Below are 22334 nucleotides of genomic sequence, written 5' to 3'. Positions count from 1 at the left end.
GATGAAGGCATGGGATGCCTTGCCGCCCGCCTGCCTTCAGACTGGCCAGGGGTGCACGCGAAGTGCAGTGATGCGGAAAGAAATTCGGAGCAACGCGCTTCTCGTCGAAGAGCCCGTCGGGCTCACGGGACGGGAGCTGTTCGCTCGACGCCACCCCGCCATGGTGTCGCTGCTTCGCTTGTGGCAAGCCACTCAGGAAGCGCGACACCATGGCTGGGGTGGCACAGTGAAAACGGCGCCCGTGGTGCATGAAACGGCAGTTCACATGGACGGCGAAGCACCGTCCGGATTGCAAGAGCCTGCGCGTTGCTCCGAAGGAAAAGAGTTTAGTGCATGTCGACGCGTCGTGGAAATTCATGTGACTTCGTCCTCGATTTTTGGTTGTTCCGCCACATGCGGGCGCCGGCCCGCGTCCAGCTCGGCCTGCGCCACGAGACGCAGCGCCACGATGTGCTGGCAAGGGCCGCGGTACAGGCGGTTCTGCTGGAAGAAGTTGCAATTGCATCGCGCGTCGGTCATCTGTTCGTCGGCGTTGAGCTCCAGCAGCGGCTCGAACCAGCGCTTGCCGTCCTCGCGCGGAATGCGGCCCGACACGCGTGTGAAGCCATCGGCAAACGCCAGCGTCGGCGGCGGCACCAGCCGCTTGCGCACCAGCGCGAGCGCGGCCTCCTCTTCGGGCGATGCGGGCACCAGCAGTTGCTCGGCGGTCAATGGCTCGCGCAGCAGCTCGCGCCATGCATAGCGTTCGGCGGACAGGTCATAGACCGCCCTGCCCGCATGCAGCCAATTGGTCATCGCCGCATGCACTTGCGCGGCGCCAAGTCCCGTGGCCTGGGCCAGTTCCTGCGCACTGGCCTGCCAGCGCGATTGCAGGGCGGAGCCGACGGCCTCGATGTCCGCGTCCTTCACATCGGCCTGAGGTGCCAGCAGGTGAAAGCGCGCGCCGGCGGCCCAGTCGTTGGCGCTCCAGCCCGACAGACCGAGCGTGACCGTCACCAGCCCCATGTCGATCACCCAGAAACTCGGCATGCCGGTTCCCAGCAGGTGCACGCGAACGCTCCTGGCCTGCGAGATCAGGCGCTCGAGCATCAGCAGGCGACGGCGCCCCCAGATGCGGATGGTGGTGGGCGTCTGCGCTCCCTCGCCGGCACCTGCGCTGGCACCCGCACCGGCACCCGCATCACCCCCGCGGGAAACCACGCGCGAGCGCTTGGTCTGCAAACGCTTGTTCCATGGCTCGAAGACGATCTGCGGCGCCCCTTGCGGCGCAAGCTCGAATCGCAGCGCACGCGGGCCATGCTTTTCGCGCTGGCCTCGCAGCTGCGCGCAGATGTTGAACAGATCCATCGGATGCAGCTCGACCACCGTGGCCGGCAGCGCCATCGCGCTCGATACCTGCAGGAAGCCACGCAGCCAGCTGTCGGGCAGATCGATCTTTTCCTCGCGCAGCGCTGGATCGTTGCCAACGGCCACGTCGAAGCCCGAGGGATCGAGCTGCAGCCGCGTGTCCTTGTAGTTGCGGATCTTCTGGAACTCCTCGTACAGGCTGGCCGAGTAATCGATGTTGGTCGTGCCGCACACCATCTCGCCCGCATGGTCGAAGGCTTCGTGCCGGATGCTGACCGCGCAGTAGCTCGACTCGTCCTGGCTGAACGCCTCGAACAGCAGGCGGTCGGGATGCACGGTGATCACCGGATCGAGCACGTACCAGAGATCGCGGTTGTGCTGGTAGAGCCAGTCGAAATACTTGCGCTGCGCCTTGTAGAAAGGCCCCAGCACCTGCGCCTTGATACCGCGCAGTGATTTGAGCTCGGCCCAGATCTGTTCGGCGCGCTTTTGCAGGCCGCCGGTGTCGGCCATGAATCCGGCCAGCAGCTGCGATTCGTGTTCCGCAAGCCATTGCCGGTAGGCGCTCTTGTCGCGGCCGCGCGTGCGCATGTCGCTGACCACCACGCTGTGCAATGCGGAGAGCGCCTCGCGCACCTGCAGGAAGCCCTGGCCGTCGCGCCGCAGCGTGCCGTCGAACCGCGTGGGGGGCCTGAGCAGGTCCGGGGCGAACGAGAAGTTCTGCGCCTGCGCGGTATCGCTGACCTGCGTCGCGCCGTAGTACTGGTATTGGAATTCCATCGCCACCTCACATGCGCACGACGCCGCGCGCATGCGCCCGTCGCTCGCCATCCACTCTCTGCATGAAGCTCTGCGCCAGTTGCGGATGCCGCGCCACGATGTCGCGCAGCCCCGCCACGTAGTCGGGCTGATCCGTCAGGCTGGCGCTGACCACCTGCCGCGCGAAGATGCCTGCCACCACCCGGGCAGTGGCTTCCGAGTCGGTCTGTGCGCGCAGGAAGCCCAGCACCCGCGTCTTGCTGGCACGGGCACGATGCACCTGGCTCAGCACCGCCAGGAAATAGGGCTCGAGCTCCTGCAACCGCGCCGCGCGTTCAACGGCGGACTCATCCGGCAGGCTCAGCAGCCACTGCGTCACGAACAGCTGAACGCTGGTCGATGGATGCTGTGCGAGCCGACCAAGGCAAAGACTGGCCTCCGGCGCGCTCATGTGCTGCGTGAGACGCTGCCGGCCCAGCGCCTGCACCCAGGCCTGGGGATGGTCGACCCACGCAATCAGCAGCTCGGGCGAGAGCGCCGACGAGGGCAGGCGCTCACCGAAAAGGCTTTGCGCATAGCGCTGCGTATCGGCAAACTTCGCGTCGGCCAGCGGCAGCAACTGCTCGGCCTGCTCGGGCGTCGTCCGCTCCATGGGCGTCAGCCGGGTATCGAGGGTCGTTCGGCTGCGCGAGCGCACCTCGGTGTCGGCATGGCGTGCCAGCGTGGACCACTGGCGCAGTGTGTATGCGTCATCACCCAATGGTCCGAGCGCCCACGCACCGTAGCGCTGCGCACCGGTGGTGCGGGCCTGCAGCGCACGCCATACGCCCGAGGCATCACGAGCGGGTGCCACCCCTGCAAGCGGCCCGGTGAGCAGGGCCAGCACATCGGCATGCGCGCCCTCCCCGGCCTCGGCCCGGAACAGCGCGTCATGCAGTTGCACCGCGATACGCGCATTGCAGCGCGTATCGCCTGCCAGCCTCGTGATGAGCGGCGCCACGGCCTTGCGCAACTCCGGATGCGCAGACACGGCGAACTCGGCCAGGACATCGGCCTGCTCGGACAGCACATCATCGGACAGACTGTCCATGAGGCGGATGCCGCAGGCCACGCGCGCAGGTTCGTCCGATGCCAGCAATGCGCGCAGCGAGCTCGCTGGCAGCGTCGCCAATCCCGAAGGATGCACCAGCAGCCAGGCCGTGGCGATCTCGACCAGCGGCGTGAGCGAATGCTCGAGCAGGCGATGCAGCGGCAGCGGAGGAACACTGCCCGCATCACGCGACAGGGGTCCCTGGCGGTTCAACAGCGAGACCAGGTTGTCGCGAATCTCTGACAGTGCCGCGGTCGATTCATCCAGCGTCGGCACCACGGCCAGCAGGGCCAATGCCACCGCTGCGCCGTTGGCGAAGGCCAGCAGCGCAACGCCTTGCGTGCGCAGCACCGCCGCTGGCGAGACCAGCAATGCGGCCACCAGGTCGGCATCCGCAGCCGCACCCAGGCGGTCGCGCGTGAGCCAGTGGCTGAGATAGTCCGCAGCCGGACCATCAGGGCATTGGGCCAGCGCCAAGATCCAGGGGCGTAGCGCCTGCATGTCGCCGGACTGCGCCATGTGGTGCTGGGCAGTCTGCAGGCCAAGGGCTGCCGCAGGGGCGTAGGCATGGTGCAGCAGCGGCGCGATCTGCGGCGCCTCCTGCGCATGCAGGAAAACGGTCTGGTCGCTCAGCGCGCGTGTCAGAGACCACAGCAGGACGCGCGATTGCCCCTGCGTGACCAGCGCGAGCAGATGATGCGGATTCGCATCCCACATCTCGCCGAGGCCCTCCACGCGGTTTGCAGGAAGTTCCGCGAAATTCAAGGGCTCGTCCAGGCTCCAGCGCCACGCACGATGCGATGCACGCAGCCCTTCCCAGTGGGGCAGCAGCAATTTCTGGGCGAGCAGCCACTGGGTCTCGGGCAGGCGGCCATTCCTCTCCTGCCCCTGCGGACTGCAAAGCCGGTCGAGTTGCAGGAGCAGCGCCACCGCGAGCGCGGGTGCCTCGCTATGCTGTGCCGCCGCCAGGCGCCGCAGATGGCGCCAGCCACGAAGCCGCATGTACATCAGGGTGTCCAGCTGCATCGGTGCATTGCGGCGCCGGTCGTTGTCGCCATCGAACCGTGCGTGCAGGATGGCCAGGGTCGCGTGGTCGTTGCGCCACTGTGCGCGCTTGTAGATGCGCTTGACGACCGGCCACCAGTTGAAACCCAGCGCCACCTCGGCGAGGTGCTGGCGCACGGCCTGTGCGACCAACGGGTCGTTCAGGCCTTGCTCATCCGCCTGCAACAGCGCCTGCGGATCGGTGATCACGACAGGCGCCTGCGATGCATCTGCCGCGGCATCGCCCGCCTGCACCCCCTGTAGCGCGAGCCATGCCTGCCGGGCCATGTCACGCGTCGCGGCACTGCGCCCACGCCCGGACAGCGCCTGCATCGCCATCGCCGCGCCCGGATCGCCCAGCTTGCCGATCAGGGCAGCCAGGCAATAGTCGAGCAGATCCTCGCCGCGCTCGAGCAGCGCGATCAGGCGCGGAACCTGCGCATACAGAAGCTGCTGCGCCGCGCCACCGCGTGCGGGATCGGCCAGTTCGGAGAGCCGCCAGATCGCTCGCCCCTGCTGGTCCGAGGACAGCCGACGCCATGCATTGCCATCGAGCTTCGCGCACAGTGCGGCAATGGCCCGGGCCTGCGCGGGCGACTCCGGCATGCCTCCCTCGGCGGCCGTCGCCCGGTCGGGGAGCTGCTGCGCTTGTTCTGCGCGCGTGCCACCGGGAATGTGAATGGCATCGTCGAAGCCCTGCTGCGAGACCAGCCGGTCGCCCGCGGCGAGGCGCTGTTGCAGGTAGCCCACGGCCCGCTGGCGCGCGAGCGCCAGCGCCACCGGCATGGGAGTGAGCGTGCTTTCGTCCACGCGTTCGGCCAGCCCCGCCTTGAGGTGCGTGATCTGCAACGTGACGACATGCTGCGGGGCGGAACTGCCTGCCGCTGCATCGAGTGCCACCACGCGCAGCGTGCCGATGCGTTCATTGTTGGGGCCTTGCTGCCTGGACAGTACGGCTTGGGCAATCAGGTTCATGCGGTTGGCGTCATGGGATGCGAGCGGCGCACAGTCCGGCGGATCGGCACGCGGCTCGCTGGTGAAGGATTCGGAACGTCGTCTGGAGTGTAGTTCAGCTCCGAGACGTGCCTTGGCTCACTGCTCACTCTGGGGCTCATGCCGCAGCGGCCATCTGCGCATCGAATTCCGCGCCCTGCGCCAGAAGCCAGTCGCAGAATGTCTTGACCACGGGATCGTGCTGTCGCTCCGCTCGCGTGATCAGGAAATAGCCCGGCGTGGGCAGCACCACGGGGCCGAACGGAGCGACCAGCCGCCCCGCGGCAAGGTCCGTGGTGACCAGGGTGGAGTAACCCATCGCCACGCCGATGCCGTCAATGGCCGCCTGCAGGCAGAAATACAGATGCTCCAGCTCCAGCGACTGCGCGGGCACCACGCGGCTGTGGTGCGCCATGGTCAGCCACTCGTCCCATGCCGCGCGCCGCGCCGGGCAATGCAGGATGGTGTGATGCTGCAGATCGGCGATGTCCTTGAGAGGCAGGCGCTCGAGCAGCCCCGGCGCGCAGACCGGAAACGCGGTCTCCGACACCACGCGCGCCTTGTGCAATCCCGTCACGTCGTGCGGCTCCCGGCGGATCACCACATCGATGTTGGCGGGCAGCCTGCTCATCGGCTCCAGCCCGGTGCTGATCTGCACCTCGATGTGCGGGTGCAGCGCGCGAAACTGCGCGAGCCTCGGAAACAGCCAGCGCATCGTGATCGTGGGCAGCGCGTTCACCCGCAGCACCTCGTGCACGCTGATGCTGCGCGACGCCGAGGCGATCGCCGCCAGCGCGGGGCTGATCGAGTCCAGGTACAGCCGTCCCTGGTCGGTGAGCGCAATCGACTTGCCCAGGCGGCGGAACAACGGCACCCCCACCCATTCCTCCAATGCCTTGATCTGATGGCTGACCGCGCCGTGAGTGACCGACAGCTCATCGGCCGCACGGGAAAAGCTCATGAGCCGTCCGGCAGCCTCGAAGGCACGGATCGAAGACAGTGGCGGGAGCTTGTGCATGCTGTGAGATTTACTAACAAGACATCTCAGTTTATATCGTTTGATTTGCCAAATCTCTCGCTGTCTAATTTCCAAACAGCACTTCGATGTGAGTATTTTTATTAGTGGAGACAGGTTTTCATGCTTTCAGGCAAACGCATTCTCGATCTCAGCTGGGTGCTCGGCGGCCCGTTCGCGGGCCAGCTTCTGGCACAGCTCGGGGCGGAGGTCATCAAGGTCGAGGCGCTGGAGGGCGATTTCGCGCGACGCGTTCCACCGGTGCTGGAATCGGGCGACACGCCGTTCTTCCTGTCCGTCAACCGGGGCAAGCAGAGCATCGCGCTCGATCTCAAGTCGACCGAGGGCAAGCAGGCGCTCAATGACCTTGTGCGCGAATGTGATGCCGTCATCTATGGTTTCGCACCCTCGGTCCCCAAGCGGCTCGGCCTCGACTTCGAGACGCTCAGCGCGATCAATCCGCGCATCGTCGTGGGACAGCTCATCGGCCTGCACGACCAGGGCGAGTGGGCCGACGCGCCGGCGTTCGACCTGATGCTGCAGGCCATGAGCGGCGTGATGAGCATCACCGGCGAAGAGAACGGGAAACCGGTGCGCTTTGGCTACCAGGCAGCCGATCTCGTCGGGGGCCTGTATCTCGCGCTGGGCACGGCGGCCGCGCTCGCCAAGGCGCAAGCCTCGGGCAAGGGCGAGGCCGTCCAGGTCTCGCTGTTCGACGCGCAGATCGCCATGCTCACCTGGCAGGCCCAGGGCTGGCTCACGGGTGGTCCCCTGCCCAGGGCCACGGGCGCGCGCCACGCGATGATCGCGCCCAGCGATACCTACCTGGCCAAGGACGGCAAGTGGATCGCGCTGGCACCCACCGGCGAGCCCTTCTGGATCAAGCTGTGCGAGACCATCGGCAAGCCCCACCTGCCCACCGATGAGCGCTTCTCGACGGGCGCCGCGCGCATCGCCAACATCGAGGCATTGACGCAGGAGCTGGGCGAGGCCATCCGTACGCGCACATCGACGGAATGGCTTGCCGTCTTCCGACAGGCGCGCGTGCCTGCCGCCTTGGTCCACAACGTCGAGGAAGCACTCGAACACCCGTTGACGACCGCCAGGCGGATGGTGGAGGACGTGCCGCGCCCCGGCTCCGACGAGACGGTGAAGCTGCTCGGCAATCCGTTCAAGTTCACGGGCATGCCGGAGCTCTCCTACCCGCCGGCCTTCGCGCAGGACACGGCCTGCGTGCTGCAGCGCATCGCCGGCTATTCCGAGGAACGGATCGCGGCGCTGGCGCGCTCCGGCGCCATCCGCATGCCAGCCGCCGCCGAGGCCTGATCCCGCGGAAGCCTCCAGAGACCCAAGAGACACAAGACATACGAGAGACAAGATGACTTCAGCACACCGCATAGAGAGCAATGCACAGCTCGCTGCCGCCCTGCGCGCCTTCGCGGACCGCGTGGTGGCGCCCCTGGCCGCGCGGCCGGCCCACGAGCAGTCCTGGGCGGGCGACGCCATCCGCCAGGCCTGCCGCGAAGGCCTGGGCGGCATGGAGGTGCCCGCCGACCAGGGCGGGCTCGGCCTGCCGTTTCAGGCACGCATCGAGGCCGCGCAACTGCTGGCCGCCGTCGACTTCGGCTTTGCGTTCGGCTTCATCAACCACCACAACGCCGTGCTGCGCATCGCCGAGAGCGGCACCGACGCGGCACGCGCGAAATACGTCCCGGCCATGCTGCGCGGCGAGCTCATCGGCTGCACCGCGATGACCGAGGACGGCGCGGGCAGCGACTTCGCGGCCATCCGCATGACGGCGACAAGGGTGGACGGAGGATGGGAGCTGAACGGCGCCAAGCAATGGATCGCGAACGTACAGGGCTGCGAAGTCGCGCTGGTCTTCGCCCAGACCGACGCGGCGCAGGGTGCCGCTGGCATCGCCTGCTTCATCGTGCGGCTGGACGTGCCACAGTGCCGCCGCATCGTCGATCGCCCGATGGACGGCATCGCCATGGGCGGCGTGGGCGGTTTCGAACTGAGTGGATACATCGCGGCAGACAGCGACATGCTCTATGCACCGGGCTCCGGCTTCAAGCAGGCCATGGCGGGCGTGAACAAGGCGCGCGTGCATGTGGCGGCCATGGCGTCGGGCATGCTGCGCAGCGCGCTGTCGCAGGCCTCCGCGCATGCGGCAGCGCGCATGGTGTTCGGCCAGCCGGTGCTCAACCAGCAGGGGTTGCGCTGGTCGCTGGTCGATGTCTCGATGGTCGACGGCATCCTGCAGATGCTGATCGATCGCGCTGCCGCGCTGATCGCAAGCGGCAGCGAGGACGCCGTGGAAGCCGCCGCCATGGCCAAGCTGTATGCAGGCAACGAGACGCTGGACGCGATCGCGGCCTGCATCCAGGCGTTGGGCGCACGCGGCATGGCCCATGGCGAAGGACTCACGCGCAAGCTGCTTGCGGCCAAGGCGCTATGCCTCGCCGACGGCTCGAACGAAATCATGCGGGACCGGCTGGGCGTCACGCTGTCCCAGCGCTATGCGCGCAGCCACCTCCAGGCCCGGAGCACGCCACCCACGGTCACCGGCACCGTGACTGGGGCGGGCACGCAGGCCACGGACCAATTCAGGGCCGTCTTCATCACCAAGCCCGAAGGCGGCAGCCACCAGGCGGAGCTGCGCACGCTGGGCCAGGCCGACCTGCCCGACGGCGAAGTGCTGGTACGCGTGAGCCACTCGACGATGAATTACAAGGATGCGCTGGCCATCACCGGCAGGTCGCCCGTGGTGCGCAAGTACCCGATGGTGCCGGGCATCGACTTCGCAGGCGTGGTCGAGCGCAGCGCCGACCCGCGCTTCCAGCCGGGCGATGCGGTGCTGCTCAATGGCTGGGGGACCGGCGAGCTGTACTGGGGCGGCCTCTCGCAATATGCCACCACGCGAGCCGACTGGCTGATCCGCCAGCCCGAGGGTATGAGCGCCGAGCAGGCCATGTCGATCGGAACGGCCGGCTACACCGCCATGCTGTGCGTGATGGCCCTGCAGTCGCACGGCCTCACGCCCGAATCCGGCCCTGTGCTGGTCACTGGTGCCAATGGCGGCGTCGGCAGCATCGCGATTGCGCTGCTGTCGCACCTGGGCTTCATGGTGACTGCATCCACCGGCCGCATGGAGGAAGCCCCCCACCTGCAGGCGCTGGGCGCCAGCGCCGTCATGGATCGCCAGGCCTTGAGCGCACAGGGCAAGCCCCTGCAGAAGGAAAACTGGGCCGGCGCGGTCGACGCCGTGGGCAGCCACACGCTTGCCAACGTGCTGGCCACCATGCGCTACGGCGGCGTGGTGGCGGCATGCGGGCTGGCGCAGGGCATGGACCTGCCCGCCTCGGTGGCACCGTTCATCCTGCGTGGCGTCTCGCTGATCGGCGTGGACAGCGTGTATGCGCCGATGCCGCGTCGCCAGACCGCGTGGGATCGCCTCGCGAAGGAGCTGCCTGCCGAAGTGCTGGCCGGCAATACGCGCCTCATCGGCCTGTCGGAAGTGATTCCGCTGGCCGGCGAACTGCTGGCCGGAAAGGTGCGGGGACGCGTCGTCGTGGACGTGAACCGCTGAGCCCCATACCGCAATTCGGCCGAAGCCGGGAATACATACCGCTTCAACGATCGACCACGGAACACCCATCACAAGAAACCCAAGGAGACAACACCATGCAACGCAGCATCTTCACACGCAGCGCCATCGCGCTCGCCCTGTGCGCCACCGGCCTCGGTGCCTTCGCGCAAGGCAACTACCCCACCAAGCCGATCCGGCTGATCGTGCCCTTCCCGCCCGGCGGCTCGGTGGACTATGTGGCCCGCACCATCTCGCAGAAGCTTGCCGAGAACATCGGCCAGAGCGTGGTGGTGGACAACAAGGGCGGCGCCTCGGGCACCATCGGCACTTACGAGGCCTCACGCGCCGCACCCGATGGCTACACGCTGCTGCTGGTGTTCGATTCGCACGCGGTGAACAGCAGCCTCTATGACATCAAGTACGACACCTTCAAGTCGTTCGACTATGTGAGCCTGATCGGCACCATGCCGATGGCGCTGGTCACCTCGAAGAAATCCGGCTTCACCTCGGCCGAGGCGCTGATCAAGGCCGCCAAGGCCCACCCCGGCCAGATCAACTACGGCTCGTCGGGCGTGGGCGGCTCCAACCACCTGCAGCCCGTGGCGTTCGCGCGCGCGGCCGACGTGAAGCTCACCCATGTGCCGTACCGCGGCGGCGGCCCCATGCTGTCGGCGCTGCTCGGCGGCGAGGTGGACATGGTGATCGGCAGCCTGCCCACGGTGATCAACTACGCCAAGTCGGGGCAGGCCAACGTGGTGGCGATCGGCACCAGGGAGCGCATCAAGCAGTTGCCCGACCTGCCCACCATCGATTCCGCCGTCCCGGGCTACACCGCGCAGTCGTGGGTGGGCATGATGGCTCCCGCGGGCCTGCCCAAGCCTGTTTTCCAGCATGTCCAGGCGGCACTGCAGAAGACGCTGGCCGATCCGGCCGTGAAGACCAAGATGGAAAACGACGGGTTCAACATCGTCAACAGCAGCCCCGCCGACTTCGAAGGCCTGGTGCGCAGCGAATCCAGGCGCTGGGCGGAGATCATCAAGGCCGAGGGCATCAAGGTGGATTGATCGCGCAGGGCAGCAGGACCTCCAGTTCCTCACACGGCGTGCAACCCGGACATCCGCGGGTTGCACGCCGTTTTTTCGTCTGCGCCGGACGGTGCGGGAGGCAGGGCCGGTCTATCCAGCCGTGCGGCTGTCCACCACCCATGACCCCGTGTGATTTATTTCTCTTTCGTAAATCAATTTCGATTAGTAGAATAATCATCACCATCCAAGGAGCCATCCATGAACGCCCCTCTTTCCGCGGCCGCGCTGAAGCAACTTCCCGAGCCCGCCACCATCCAGCAGCTGCACCACTACGCCTACAAGGCCCGTGACGCAGAGGAAACCCGGCACTTCTACGAGGACATCCTGGGCCTGCCGCTCTACCACATCATCCAGAGCGACTACGTGCCGTCGACAGGCGAGTACTGCCCCTACACGCACTTCTTCTTCCGCCTCCAGGATGGGTCGTTCATCGCCTTCTTCGACATCGGCGACGACGAGAAGGCCCTGCCCTCGCCCAACACGCCGCTGTGGGTGAACCACATCGCCTTCCGCGTGGATACGGTGCAGGAACTGCAGAACACCAAGGCGCGGCTTGAGGCGCACGGCGTGGAGGTGCTGGGCGTCACCGACCACCACATCTTCAAGAGCATCTATTTCTTCGACCCGAACGGCATCCGCCTCGAGCTGTCGGCGCAACTGGCCAGCGACGCCCTGATGGCCCGCGAAAGCCGCACCGCGCACGCCCGGCTGGCCGAGTGGACGGCGCGCAAGCAACAGTGGCGCAAGGAGCGTGCCGCGGGTCTGGAGCAGGAGCCACTCAAGCCGCAAAGCAATGATCGACCGGAGTTCGTGCCGGACGCAGAGGCCTGACGCAGCCCTGGCTCCAGAGCACAGAACGTCCTACAGGACAAATTTGTCCGAACCTACATCAGGGGAGCGTTCACGGCGTCAATGATTCAGCCATTGGCCCCTACGAACGCCCCCATGATCCAGAACGAGAAGCCCGGCAACCCAGCGCGCCGGGCATTTTTTCGCAAGTCGCTGCCCATCGTCCCCGTCACCGCGCTTGCGGCAGCCGGCGGAGCCACCGCCCTGGTGGCTTCCAGCGGAAACCACCTTCCCGAGGTGCCCGGGCCCGCGGTGAACACCAGCCTCGCCAGGGCCGCCGACTACCACCCCAGCTACTTCAGCGCCGACGAATACCGCTTCGTGCAGGCCGCCGTCGCCCGGCTGATCCCCCAGGATGAACTCGGCCCCGGCGCGCTCGAGGCCGGCGTTCCCGAGTTCATCGACCGGCAGATGAACACGCCCTACGCCTCGGGTGCCAACTGGTACATGCAGGGCCCGTTCGAGCCTTCCGCGCCGCCGGAGCTCGGCTACCAGCTCAAGCTCAATGTGCGCGAGATCTACCGCCTCGGCATCAGCGCCGCCAACCAGTGGTGCTCCCGGAACCTGGGCAAGGCCTTTGCGGATCTCCCGCCCGAGCAGCAGGACAAGGCGCTTGCCGCCATGGAGCACGGAGCCGATGGCTTCGAGAACCTGCCCTCGCGCACCTTCTTCTCCATGCTCTGGGGCAATACCCGGGAAGGCTTCTTCAGCGACCCCATCCACGGAGGCAACAAGGACATGGTGGGCTGGAAGCTCATCGGCTTTCCCGGCGCACGCGCGGATTTCATGGACTGGATCGAGCGCGACGAAGCCTACCCCCAGCCCCCCGTTTCCATCGAAGGCCAGAGAGGATAAGCAAGATGGCAAAGACTCTGCCCAAGAAGGACGTGGTGGTGCTCGGGTTCGGCTGGACCGGCGCGATCATCGCCAAGGAACTGACCGAGGCCGGCCTCGACGTGGTGGCGCTGGAGCGCGGGCCGATGCAGGACACCAATCCCGATGGCATCTACCCCCAGACCATGGACGAGCTGACCTACAACTCGCGCAGGAAGCTGTTCGCGGATCTGTCCAGGGAAACCGTCACGATCCGCCACACGGCCAGGGACACGGCACTGCCCAATCGCCAGCTCGGCGCTTTCCTGCCGGGCAACGGCGTCGGCGGCGCAGGCTTGCACTGGTCGGGTGTGCACTTCCGCGTGGACCCGATGGAGTTGCGCATGCGCAGCCACTACGAAGAGCGCTACGGCAGGAAGTTCATTCCCGAGGACATGACGATCCAGGATTTCGGCGTGACCTATGACGAACTGGAGCCCTACTTCGACTTTGCCGAAAAGGTGTTCGGCACCTCCGGCACGGCCTGGACGGTCAAGGGCCGGAATGTGGGTGCAGGCCAGGGAGGCAATCCCTTTGCGCCCGACCGATCCCACCCGTTCCCGCTGCCTGCACAGATGAATTCCGTCTCGGCCAGGCTGTTCGGCCAGGCAGCCGAGGCGGTGGGCTACCACCCCTACAACATGCCTTCGGCCAACACCTCCGGCCCCTATACGAACCCGTATGGCGCACAGATGGGGCCCTGCAACTTCTGCGGCTTCTGCAGCGGCTATGCGTGCTACATGTATTCCAAGGCCTCGCCCAACGTGAACATCCTGCCCGCGCTGCGCATGGATCCGCGTTTCGAGCTGCGCACGCAATGCCAGGTCACGCGCATCAACCTGGCCGCCGACGGCAAGACAGCCACGGGCGTGACCTATGTGGACGCCGCCGGGCAGGAAACCATACAGCCCGCCGACATCGTGGCGGTCTGCATGTTCCAGTTCAACAACGCGCGCATGCTCCTGCTTTCGGGCATCGGCAAGCCTTACGACCCCGAAACCAACACCGGCGTGGTCGGCAGGAACTTTGCGTACCAGAACATGGCGACGATCAAGGTCTTTTTCGACAAGAGCCAGCACACGACCAACCCCTTCATGGGTGCGGGCGGCAACGGCATTGCCGTGGACGACTTCAATGCCGACAACTTTGACCACGGCCCCGCGGGCTTCGTCGGCGGATCGCCGTTCTGGGTGAACCAGGCGGGCACGAAGCCCATCTCGGGAACCACCGCGCCACCCGGCACGCCGAGCTGGGGCAGCGGCTGGAAGAAGGCCGTGGCCGAGGCCTATACGCACCACGTCTCCATGGATGCGCACGGTGCGCACCAGAGCTATCGTGCCAATTACCTGAGCCTGGACCCCACCTACAAGGACGCCTACGGCAACCCGCTGCTGCGCATGACCTTCGATTGGCAGCCCAACGACATCAGGATGAACCTCTTCATGCAGGACAAGATGAGCGCCATCGCCAAGGCCATGGGCGGCAAGGCCATGAGCCTCTCGGGCAAGAAGGACGGCTCGCGCTTCGACACCAACAGCTACCAGACCACCCACCTGAACGGCGGCGCGATCATGGGCTCCGACCCTCGCACCAGCGTGGTGAACCGCTACCTGCAGTCCTGGGACGTGCACAACGTATTCGTACTGGGTGCGTCCGCCTTCCCGCAGGGGCTGGGCTACAACCCGACGGGCCTGGTCGCCGCGCTGGCCTACTGGTCCGCAAGAGCCATTCGCGACCAGTATCTGAAACAGCCCGGCGCACTACTCAAGGCTTGAAGACGATGAGCATGAAACACAACACCCCGAGCTGGACGGTGGTGGCGCGCGTCGGCCTGGTGATGACCGTGCTGGCCGCGGGCGCTGCCGGAATCAGCGCCTGGGCGCAAAAGGACACCGCCGCCGCGCGTCCCGTGTCATCCAATGTCACCGCGCCCCTGGGCCAGGTGGGCCCGCAGCCCATGGTGACGGCCGAGCCGCATCGACCCGCGCCGCCCATCGAAGGCGCCACCTCCAGGGACCCGCTGGTGCGTGGGGAGTATCTCGCGCGCATGGGTGACTGCGTGGCCTGCCACACCGTGAAAGGCGGCAAGCCATTCGCGGGCGGCGCGCCCTTTGCGTCGCCCATCGGCACCATGTATTCGAGCAACATCACGCCGGACAAGGAACATGGCATCGGCAGCTACAGCTTCGAAGACTTCGACCAGGCCGTGCGCCATGGCGTTGACAAGAAAAAAGGCAGCCTCTACCCCGCCATGCCCTACCCGTCCTATGCGCGGGTGAGCGATCAGGACATGAAGGACATGTACGCCTATTTCATGCAGAAGGTGCAGCCGGTGGCATCGGACCCGCCGAGGAACGGCATCACCTGGCCGCTGTCCATGCGCTGGCCGATGGGACTCTGGCGCGCCATGTTTGCGCCGGACCCCGCCAAGGTCCAGGTCCAGGCGGCCGCCGTGGCGCCGACGGCCGACCCCAAGGTGCGCGGTGCCTATCTTGTCGAAGGACTGGGCCACTGCGGAGCCTGCCATACGCCGCGCTCCGTCACCATGGCCGAGAAGGCGCTGACCGATGCCGACCCGCTGTTCCTCTCCGGCAGCGACCAGCCCATGGACGGCTGGACCGCCAAGAGCCTGCGGGGCGATGCCTCCGGGCTCGCAAGCTGGAGCGCGGCGGACATCGTGGCGCTGCTCAAGACCGGCCGCAACGACCACACCGCCGTCTTCGGCGGCATGAGCGAGGTGATCGAGCACAGCACGCAATACGTGAGCGACAGCGACCTGCAGGCGATCGCCGCCTACCTGAAGAGCCTGGGCCCCGGCAAGGACGGCAGCGGCAACGCGGCGACCGCCTTCGCGGCCAGCCCGGACACCGCCAACGCGCTCTGGCGCGGCGACACCCGCCAGCGCGGCAGCGCCCTCTACCTGGACAACTGCGCGGCCTGCCATCGCAGCGACGGCAAGGGCTACAGCCAGGTCTTCCCCGCTCTCGCCGGCAACAGCGCGGTGCTTGCCAGCGACCCGCAGAACGTGATCGCCATCGTGCTCCAGGGCCACACCGTGCCGCCGACCACCACGCGGCCCTCCACCTTCACCATGCCGGCCTTCGCCTGGCGTCTCACGGACGAACAGGTGGCCGATGTGAGCACCTTTGTGCGCGGCAACTGGGGCAACAACGCTCAAGCAGTCACGTCGGCGCAGGTGGCCAAGGTGAGAAAACCGCTGGGCGAGCAGGCCAGGCCGGTCTCGGAGCGAGCAGCGGCCAAGTGAAAGGAACGGAAAGGGAGTGAACGGAGGCGAGAGGGCGAAGGTGAGAGGGGTGTTCAGCCGCAGGCAACAGGCACTTTCCAGAACGCATAAAATGGTGCCAACCCTCCGACCATTGCCACAACGGCATCCCACGGGATGCCGTTTTTCATTGCATTGCCATGAGCGACTCCAAGATTGCACAACCAGGCCTCGACAGCCTCTCCAAATCATTTGAACCCGCAGCCATCGAGGCCCAGTGGGGTCCCGAATGGGAAAAGCGCGGCTACGGCAGCGCGGGCTACCGCGGCACGGGCGCGCCGAATGCGGAGTCGGTCGCCGAACACAGGAATTTCTCCATCCAGCTGCCGCCTCCCAACGTGACGGGCACGCTGCACATGGGCCATGCGTTCAACCAGACGATCATGGACTCCCTCACGCGCTACTACCGCATGAAGGGCTACAACACGGCCTGGGTTCCCGGCACCGACCACGCCGGCATCGCCACGCAGATCGTGGTCGAGCGCCAGTTGCAGGACCAGGGCGTGAGCCGCTACGACCTGGGCCGCGAGAATTTCGTCTCCAAGGTCTGGGAATGGAAGGAAAAGAGCGGCAACACCATCACCACGCAGATGCGCCGCCTGGGCGACACCGTGGACTGGAGCCGCGAATACTTCACCATGGACGACAAGCTCTCCAAGGTGGTGACCGAGACCTTTGTGCGCCTGTACGAACAGGGCCTGATCTACCGAGGCAAGCGCCTCGTGAACTGGGATCCGAAGCTGCAGTCCGCCGTGTCCGACCTGGAAGTGGAAAACGAGCAGAAGGACGGCTCTCTCTGGCACATCGCCTATCCGCTCACCGACGGCTCGGGCCAGCTCGTGGTGGCAACGACCCGCCCGGAAACCATGCTGGGCGACGTGGCCGTGATGGTTCACCCCGAGGACGAGCGTTACCAGCACCTGATCGGCAAGACCGTGACGCTGCCGCTCGTGGGCCGCGAGATCCCCATCATTGCCGATGACTACGTGGACCGCGAGTTCGGCACCGGCGTGGTGAAGGTCACGCCCGCGCACGACAACAATGACTACGCCGTGGGCCAGCGCCACAAGCTGCCGATGGTCGGCGTGCTCACGCTCGCGGCCACCATCAACGAAAACGCGCCCGAGACGTACCGCGGCATGGATCGCTTCGTGGCCCGCAAGGCCATCGTGGCCGATCTGGAGGCCGCCGGCTTGATGGTCGAGATCAAGAAGCACAAGCTCATGGTGCCGATCTGCACGCGCACCGGCCAGGTCATCGAGCCCATGCTCACCGACCAGTGGTTCGTGGCCATGACCAAGGTGGGCGAAGGCGACCCGACCGGCAAGTCCATCGCCGCCAAGGCCATCGATGCGGTGGCAAGCGGCCAGGTTCAGTTCGTGCCCGAGAACTGGGTGAACACCTACAACCAGTGGATGAACAACATCCAGGACTGGTGCATCTCGCGCCAGCTCTGGTGGGGCCACCAGATCCCTGCCTGGTATGACGAGGACGGCAACTGCATCGTCGCTCGCAACGAGGCCGAGGCACAGGCCAAGGCTCCGGGCAAGAAGCTCACGCGCGACGCCGACGTGCTCGACACCTGGTACTCCTCCGCCCTCGTGCCGTTCAGCACCATGGGATGGCCCGAGCAGGGCACGGCCGCGGACTCCGACTACAACCTCTACCTGCCCTCCTCCGTGCTGGTGACGGGCTACGACATCATCTTCTTCTGGGTCGCCCGGATGATCATGATGACCACGCACTTCACGGGCCGCGTGCCGTTCAAGCACGTGTACATCCACGGCCTGGTGCTCGACGCACAGGGCAAGAAGATGTCCAAGTCCGAAGGCAACGTGCTGGACCCGGTGGACCTGATCGACGGCATCTCGCTGGAGCCGCTGCTCGACAAGCGCACGCAGGGCCTGCGCCGTCCCGAGACCGCACCTACCGTGCGCAAGAACACGCAGAAGGAGTTCCCCGAAGGCATTCCCGCCTACGGCGCCGACGCCCTGCGCTTCACCTTCGCCGCCCTGGCCTCGCTCGGCCGCTCGATCAACTTCGACTCCAAGCGCTGCGAGGGCTACCGCAACTTCTGCAACAAGCTCTGGAACGCCAGCCGCTTCGTGCTGATGAACTGCGAAGGCTACGACTGCGGCCTGAAGGAGCACACCAAGGAGCAATGCCAGCCCGGCGGCGAGTTCGCGGGCTACATGCACTTCAGCCAGCCCGATCGCTGGATCTCCTCGCAACTGCAGAAGGTGGAAGCCGAGGTCGCCAGGGGCTTCGCGGAATTCCGCCTCGACAACGTGGCGAGCACGCTCTATGAATTCGTGTGGAACGAGTTCTGCGACTGGTATCTCGAAATCGCCAAGGTGCAGATCCAGACAGGCAACGAATCGCAGCAGCGCGCCACGCGCCGCACGCTGATCCGCACGCTCGAAGCCATCCTGCGCCTCGCCCACCCCATCATTCCGTTCGTGACGGAAGAGCTGTGGCAGAAGGTCGCTCCCGTGGCCGGCCTGCAGGGTGAGTCCGTGGCGGTCGCCCGTTACCCGGAAGCCCAGCCGTCGAAGATCGACGAGGGCTCGATCGCCTACGTGGGCCGCATCAAGCAGATGGTGGACTCCTGCCGCACCTTGCGCGGCGAGATGGGCGTGTCCCCCGCACAGCGCCTGCCGCTGCTGGCGGTGGCCAGCTCCGAGGCCGATGCGAAGTTCCTGCGCGACAACGCCGCCGTGCTGCAGAACCTGGCCAAGCTCAGCGAGGTGAAGGTGTTCGACGATGAAGCCGCCTGGGCCGCAGAGGCGCAGAATGCGCCCGTGGCCGTGGTGGGCGATGCGCGCCTCGCGATGTTCGTGGAAGTGGACGTGGAGGCCGAGAAGGCCCGCCTGACCAAGGAGGCCACACGCCTCGAAGCCGAGATCGCCAGCTCCGAAAAGAAGCTCGGCAACGAGGCCTTCGTCGCCAAGGCGCCTGCCGCGGTGCTGGAGCAGGAACGCACGCGTGTTGCCGAGAAGGGCGCAACCCTCGGGCGCATCAAGGAACAACTGGCGCGCCTGGGCTGATATGCTTGGCCTGATTCAGTAAATAAAAGACAAAGGCGCAGCAACCACTGCGCCTTTTTTCCAGATTCTCCAGATTCGATTGAAGTTCAAGGTTAGCCTGCATGAGTAACAACACCCGCGTTCGCAAAGCCGTTTTCCCTGTCGCCGGATTGGGCACCCGCTTCCTGCCCGCCACCAAGGCATCGCCCAAGGAGATGCTGCCCGTGGTGGACAAGCCGCTGATCCAGTACGCCGTCGAGGAAGCCTACGAAGCCGGCATCCGCGACATGATCTTCGTGACCGGTCGCAGCAAGCGCGCCATCGAGGACCATTTCGACACGGCCTACGAACTCGAGAACGAGCTTGAAAACGCCGGCAAGCAGGCCATGCTGGAGCTGGTGCGCAGCATCAGCCCGGCGGACATGAACTGCCTGTTCGTGCGCCAGCCTCGCTCGCTGGGCCTGGGCCACGCCGTGCTGTGCGCGGAACCCCTCGTGGGCAATGAGCCCTTTGCCGTGCTGCTGGCCGACGACCTGATGCGCGGTGAACCGGGCGGCCCCGGCGTGATGAAGCAGATGACCACGGCGTTCCAGAAACAGGGCCGCTCCCTGCTGGCCGTGCAGGAGGTGCCACTGGAGCAGACCAAGCGCTACGGCATCGTCAAGGGTGAGGCCGCGGGCGGACCGCTGATGCGCATCGACGAGATCGTGGAAAAGCCCGCACCGGAAAAGGCCCCCTCGCGCATGGGTGTTGCGGGCCGCTACGTGCTCACGCCCGCGATCTTCGAGGAAATCCGCACGCAGCCCAAGGGCGCGGGCGGTGAAATCCAGCTCACCGACGCCATCGGCCGCCTCATGGCCACCGAGACCGTCTATGCATTCCAGTATGCCGGCAAGCGCTACGACTGCGGCAGCAAGGAAGGCTTCCTGGAGGCGACGGTGGAACTGGCCCTGCAGCACCCTGACGTGGGTGCGAGCTTCCGCGACTACCTGAAGACGCTGAGCCTCTGATTCGCAGGCACTCCGATCTCCATCCGAACCCGCCTCGCCTCATGACGCCCTCGTCATGAGGCGAATTTCTTGGCCCCTGCCACACACAGGACGACTGCAACGGTCACCCCGAGCATGGCCGCGCTCACAGGTTCGTGCAGCAACGACGCGGCCAACGCCAGTCCGAAGAACGGCTGCAGCAACTGCAGTTGCCCCACCGCCGCAATGCCCCCCAGCGCCAGCCCGCGATACCAGAACACAAAGCCCAGGAACATGCTGAACAGCGCCACATAGGCCAGGCTCAGCCAGCCCGCCGTGCTCACATCGCCCAACCCGGCCGGCCACCACCATAGCGTTGCCAACGCCATGAGCGGCAGCGACAGCACCAGTGCCCACGAGATGACCTGCCAGCCTCCAAGGCTGCGCGCCAGGCGACCGCCTTCCGCATACCCCAGGCCGCACAGCACGATGGCCAACAGCATGAGGGCATCGCCGGCCGGAGCCGCATGGACACCCTCGCGCACAGCAAAGGCGGCGACCAGCGCACTGCCGATCAGCGAAAAAACCCAGAAGGCCCGCTTGGGCCGCTCACCGCCGCGCAGCACGCCGAACAGGGCCGTCGCCAGGGGTAACAGCCCGATGAACACGATGGAATGCGCCGAGGTCACATGCTGCAATGCCATGGCCGTCAGCAGCGGAAAGCCCACAACCACCCCGGCTGCCACCACCGCGAGCGACAGCCATTCACCACGCCGCGGGCGTGACTCATTGCGCCACAGCACCATCACCAGCGCCAGCAGCCCGGCGATGCTGGCACGCGCCACGGTGAGAAACATGGGATCGAAATCCCGCAGCGCGAGCCGCGTCGCCGGCAGCGAGCCGCTGAATATCACCACGCCCAACAGGCCGCTCCACCACCCGCTGCCCGCTGAGTCCTTTGTTGCCGCCAAGGTCGTCATCTTGCTTTCCATAGAGAGTCCGCTGCACGATTGCAGCAGGCGCATGGTAGTGGCATCATTCAATACAATCAAAAAATTGTCATGCATACATTCATCACGCCATGGCTGATGCCCGATACAAGACGCTGGTAGACCAGCTCGCGCAGGAGATCCGCGCAGGCCGCCTGCCCGCGGGCACCCGGCTGCCCACGCATCGCAAGCTCGCCGCGCAGCACGGCCTCGCACTCGTGACCGCCACACGCGTCTATGCGGAGCTGCAGGCCATGGGCCTCGTCAGCGGGGAAACGGGGCGCGGCACGTTCGTGAAGGACCTGTCGCTGCCGCTCGGGCTGGGCGTGGACTATCCCGCGCAGGCCCCAGAGCACGCCGACCTCACCTTCAACAGCCCGCTCATCGCCGGACAGACCGAATTGCTGCGCACTGCGCTGCGCCAGCTGGCAAATGCCGGCGACCTGGAATCGCTGCTGCACTACCAGCCCCATGCCGGCCGGCCCCGCGACCGCAGCACGCTGGCCGAACACCTGGTATCACGCGGCCTGCAGGTCGATGCCTCGCAACTGCTGTTCGTGGATGGCGCACAGCACGGCCTCACGGTCACGGCCATGGGCCTGCTGAAGCCCGGCGACGTGGTGGCGGTCGATGCACTCACCTACCCCGGGTTCAAGCTGCTCGCCCAATCGCTGCGGCTGGAGCTGCAGCCGATTCCGGCCTCGGGGGATGGCCCCGACCTGAAGGCACTCGAAACCCTGTGCTCGCGGCGCAAGGTGCGCGCCATTTATGCCATGCCGACGCTGCACAACCCGCTCGGCTGGGTGATGAGCCTCACGCGCCGGCACAAGCTGGCCGCCATCGCGCGCAGGCACGGCCTGCTGATCATCGAGGATGCCGCCTATGCGTTTCTTGCCGATGCGCCGCCCCCGCCACTGGCCGCGCTGGCACCCGATATCACCATCTATGTGAGCGCGCTCTCCAAAAGCATCGCCACGGGCCTGCGCGTCGGCTTCATCGCCGCGCCGCAGCGGCTGATCCCCACGCTGGAGCGCGGCATCCGTGCCACCACCTGGAACACGGCAGCCATCATGACCACGCTGGGCTGCGGCTGGCTGGAGGACGGCACCATCGCCCGGCTCGAGGCCAGCAAGCGCGAGGACGCCATCGCTCGCCAGGCCATCGTGAGCGAGGTGTTCGCGGGAATGCGCACGGTGCGCCATCCGCATTCGTACTATGTGTGGATTCCGCTGGGCGAAGACCTGCGCGCCGATCAGGTAGCCGCCGCGCTGCTGCAGGAGCAACGCATCGCGGTATCGACGGCCGAACCCTATGCGACCACGGCCTCGGTGCCGCACGCGCTGCGGCTGGCGCTTGGCTCCATATCGCTCGCACAACTGCGCGCTGCGCTGATCAGCATACGCAATGCGATTGCGTACTGA

14 protein-coding genes and 1 pseudogene are annotated in these 22334 nt (G+C 66.4%); 11 read left to right on the top strand and 4 right to left on the bottom strand.

The annotated features are described in order from the left end of the window. Nucleotides 1-354: 354 nt before the first annotated feature. From H9K76_RS06515 to H9K76_RS06505, 3 genes are all read right to left on the bottom strand, one after another. Complete coding sequence (locus H9K76_RS06515) at nt 355-2127, bottom strand: SWIM zinc finger family protein (protein ID WP_187598912.1); 1773 nt, start codon at nt 2125-2127, stop codon at nt 355-357. Between the two features lie 7 nt (nt 2128-2134). Then, the gene (locus tag H9K76_RS06510) at nt 2135-5215 is read right to left on the bottom strand and encodes a hypothetical protein (RefSeq protein WP_187598910.1); all 3081 of its coding nucleotides are present in this window, start codon (nt 5213-5215) and stop codon (nt 2135-2137) included. A 136-nt stretch (nt 5216-5351) separates the two neighbouring features. Next, complete coding sequence (locus H9K76_RS06505) at nt 5352-6194, bottom strand: LysR substrate-binding domain-containing protein (protein ID WP_246475346.1); 843 nt, start codon at nt 6192-6194, stop codon at nt 5352-5354. 177 nt (nt 6195-6371) lie between these two features. On the opposite strand from H9K76_RS06505, the gene H9K76_RS06500 reads away from it, so the two are divergent. The 10 genes and pseudogenes from H9K76_RS06500 to galU all read left to right on the top strand — a co-directional run bounded on the left by H9K76_RS06500 (nt 6372) and on the right by galU (nt 19966). After that, a complete protein-coding gene (locus H9K76_RS06500) occupies nt 6372-7574 on the top strand; it encodes a CaiB/BaiF CoA transferase family protein (RefSeq protein ID WP_187598906.1) in 1203 nt (400 codons plus the stop codon). 52 nt (nt 7575-7626) lie between these two features. Beyond that, nucleotides 7627-8688: pseudogene (locus tag H9K76_RS23400) on the top strand (acyl-CoA dehydrogenase family protein); the annotation flags it as partial. Nucleotides 8689-8871: 183 nt separating this feature from the next. Continuing rightward, the gene (acuI, locus tag H9K76_RS23395; RefSeq protein ID WP_246475490.1) at nt 8872-9840 is read left to right on the top strand and encodes an acrylyl-CoA reductase (NADPH); all 969 of its coding nucleotides are present in this window, start codon (nt 8872-8874) and stop codon (nt 9838-9840) included. A gap of 95 nt (nt 9841-9935) precedes the next feature. Continuing rightward, nucleotides 9936-10904 carry a tripartite tricarboxylate transporter substrate binding protein gene (locus H9K76_RS06490; RefSeq protein WP_187598902.1) on the top strand — a complete coding sequence of 323 codons (969 nt, stop codon included), beginning with the start codon at nt 9936-9938 and terminating at the stop codon, nt 10902-10904. A gap of 219 nt (nt 10905-11123) precedes the next feature. After that, nucleotides 11124-11756: a VOC family protein gene (locus H9K76_RS06485; RefSeq protein ID WP_187598900.1), complete on the top strand. Its 633-nt coding sequence runs from the start codon at nt 11124-11126 to the stop codon at nt 11754-11756. A gap of 114 nt (nt 11757-11870) precedes the next feature. Further along, complete coding sequence (locus H9K76_RS06480) at nt 11871-12629, top strand: gluconate 2-dehydrogenase subunit 3 family protein (RefSeq protein WP_187598899.1); 759 nt, start codon at nt 11871-11873, stop codon at nt 12627-12629. A 5-nt stretch (nt 12630-12634) separates the two neighbouring features. After that, nucleotides 12635-14422 carry a GMC family oxidoreductase gene (locus H9K76_RS06475; protein WP_187598897.1) on the top strand — a complete coding sequence of 596 codons (1788 nt, stop codon included), beginning with the start codon at nt 12635-12637 and terminating at the stop codon, nt 14420-14422. Between the two features lie 11 nt (nt 14423-14433). Then, nucleotides 14434-15912: a cytochrome c gene (locus tag H9K76_RS06470; protein ID WP_246475345.1), complete on the top strand. Its 1479-nt coding sequence runs from the start codon at nt 14434-14436 to the stop codon at nt 15910-15912. 158 nt (nt 15913-16070) lie between these two features. Then, nucleotides 16071-18977, top strand: a complete 2907-nt coding sequence (locus H9K76_RS06465; protein ID WP_187598896.1) for a valine--tRNA ligase — start codon at nt 16071-16073, stop codon at nt 18975-18977. Between the two features lie 101 nt (nt 18978-19078). Further along, entirely contained in the window at nt 19079-19966 is an 888-nt protein-coding gene (galU, locus tag H9K76_RS06460; RefSeq protein ID WP_187598894.1) for a UTP--glucose-1-phosphate uridylyltransferase GalU, read from the top strand. A gap of 53 nt (nt 19967-20019) precedes the next feature. On the opposite strand, the gene H9K76_RS06455 is transcribed toward galU, so the two are convergent. Continuing rightward, nucleotides 20020-20904: a DMT family transporter gene (locus H9K76_RS06455; RefSeq protein WP_187598892.1), complete on the bottom strand. Its 885-nt coding sequence runs from the start codon at nt 20902-20904 to the stop codon at nt 20020-20022. A 101-nt stretch (nt 20905-21005) separates the two neighbouring features. Here H9K76_RS06455 and H9K76_RS06450 point away from each other — a divergent pair, with 101 nt between their 5' ends. Next, a complete protein-coding gene (locus H9K76_RS06450; protein WP_187598890.1) occupies nt 21006-22334 on the top strand; it encodes an aminotransferase-like domain-containing protein in 1329 nt (442 codons plus the stop codon).

Origin of the sequence: Diaphorobacter ruginosibacter (genome assembly GCF_014395975.1) — a bacterium.
In the GTDB taxonomy this organism is placed as follows: domain Bacteria; phylum Pseudomonadota; class Gammaproteobacteria; order Burkholderiales; family Burkholderiaceae_C; genus Diaphorobacter_A; species Diaphorobacter_A ruginosibacter.
Note: the sequence above shows the minus strand (reverse complement) of the source record. Positions and strands in the feature narration are given on the sequence as shown.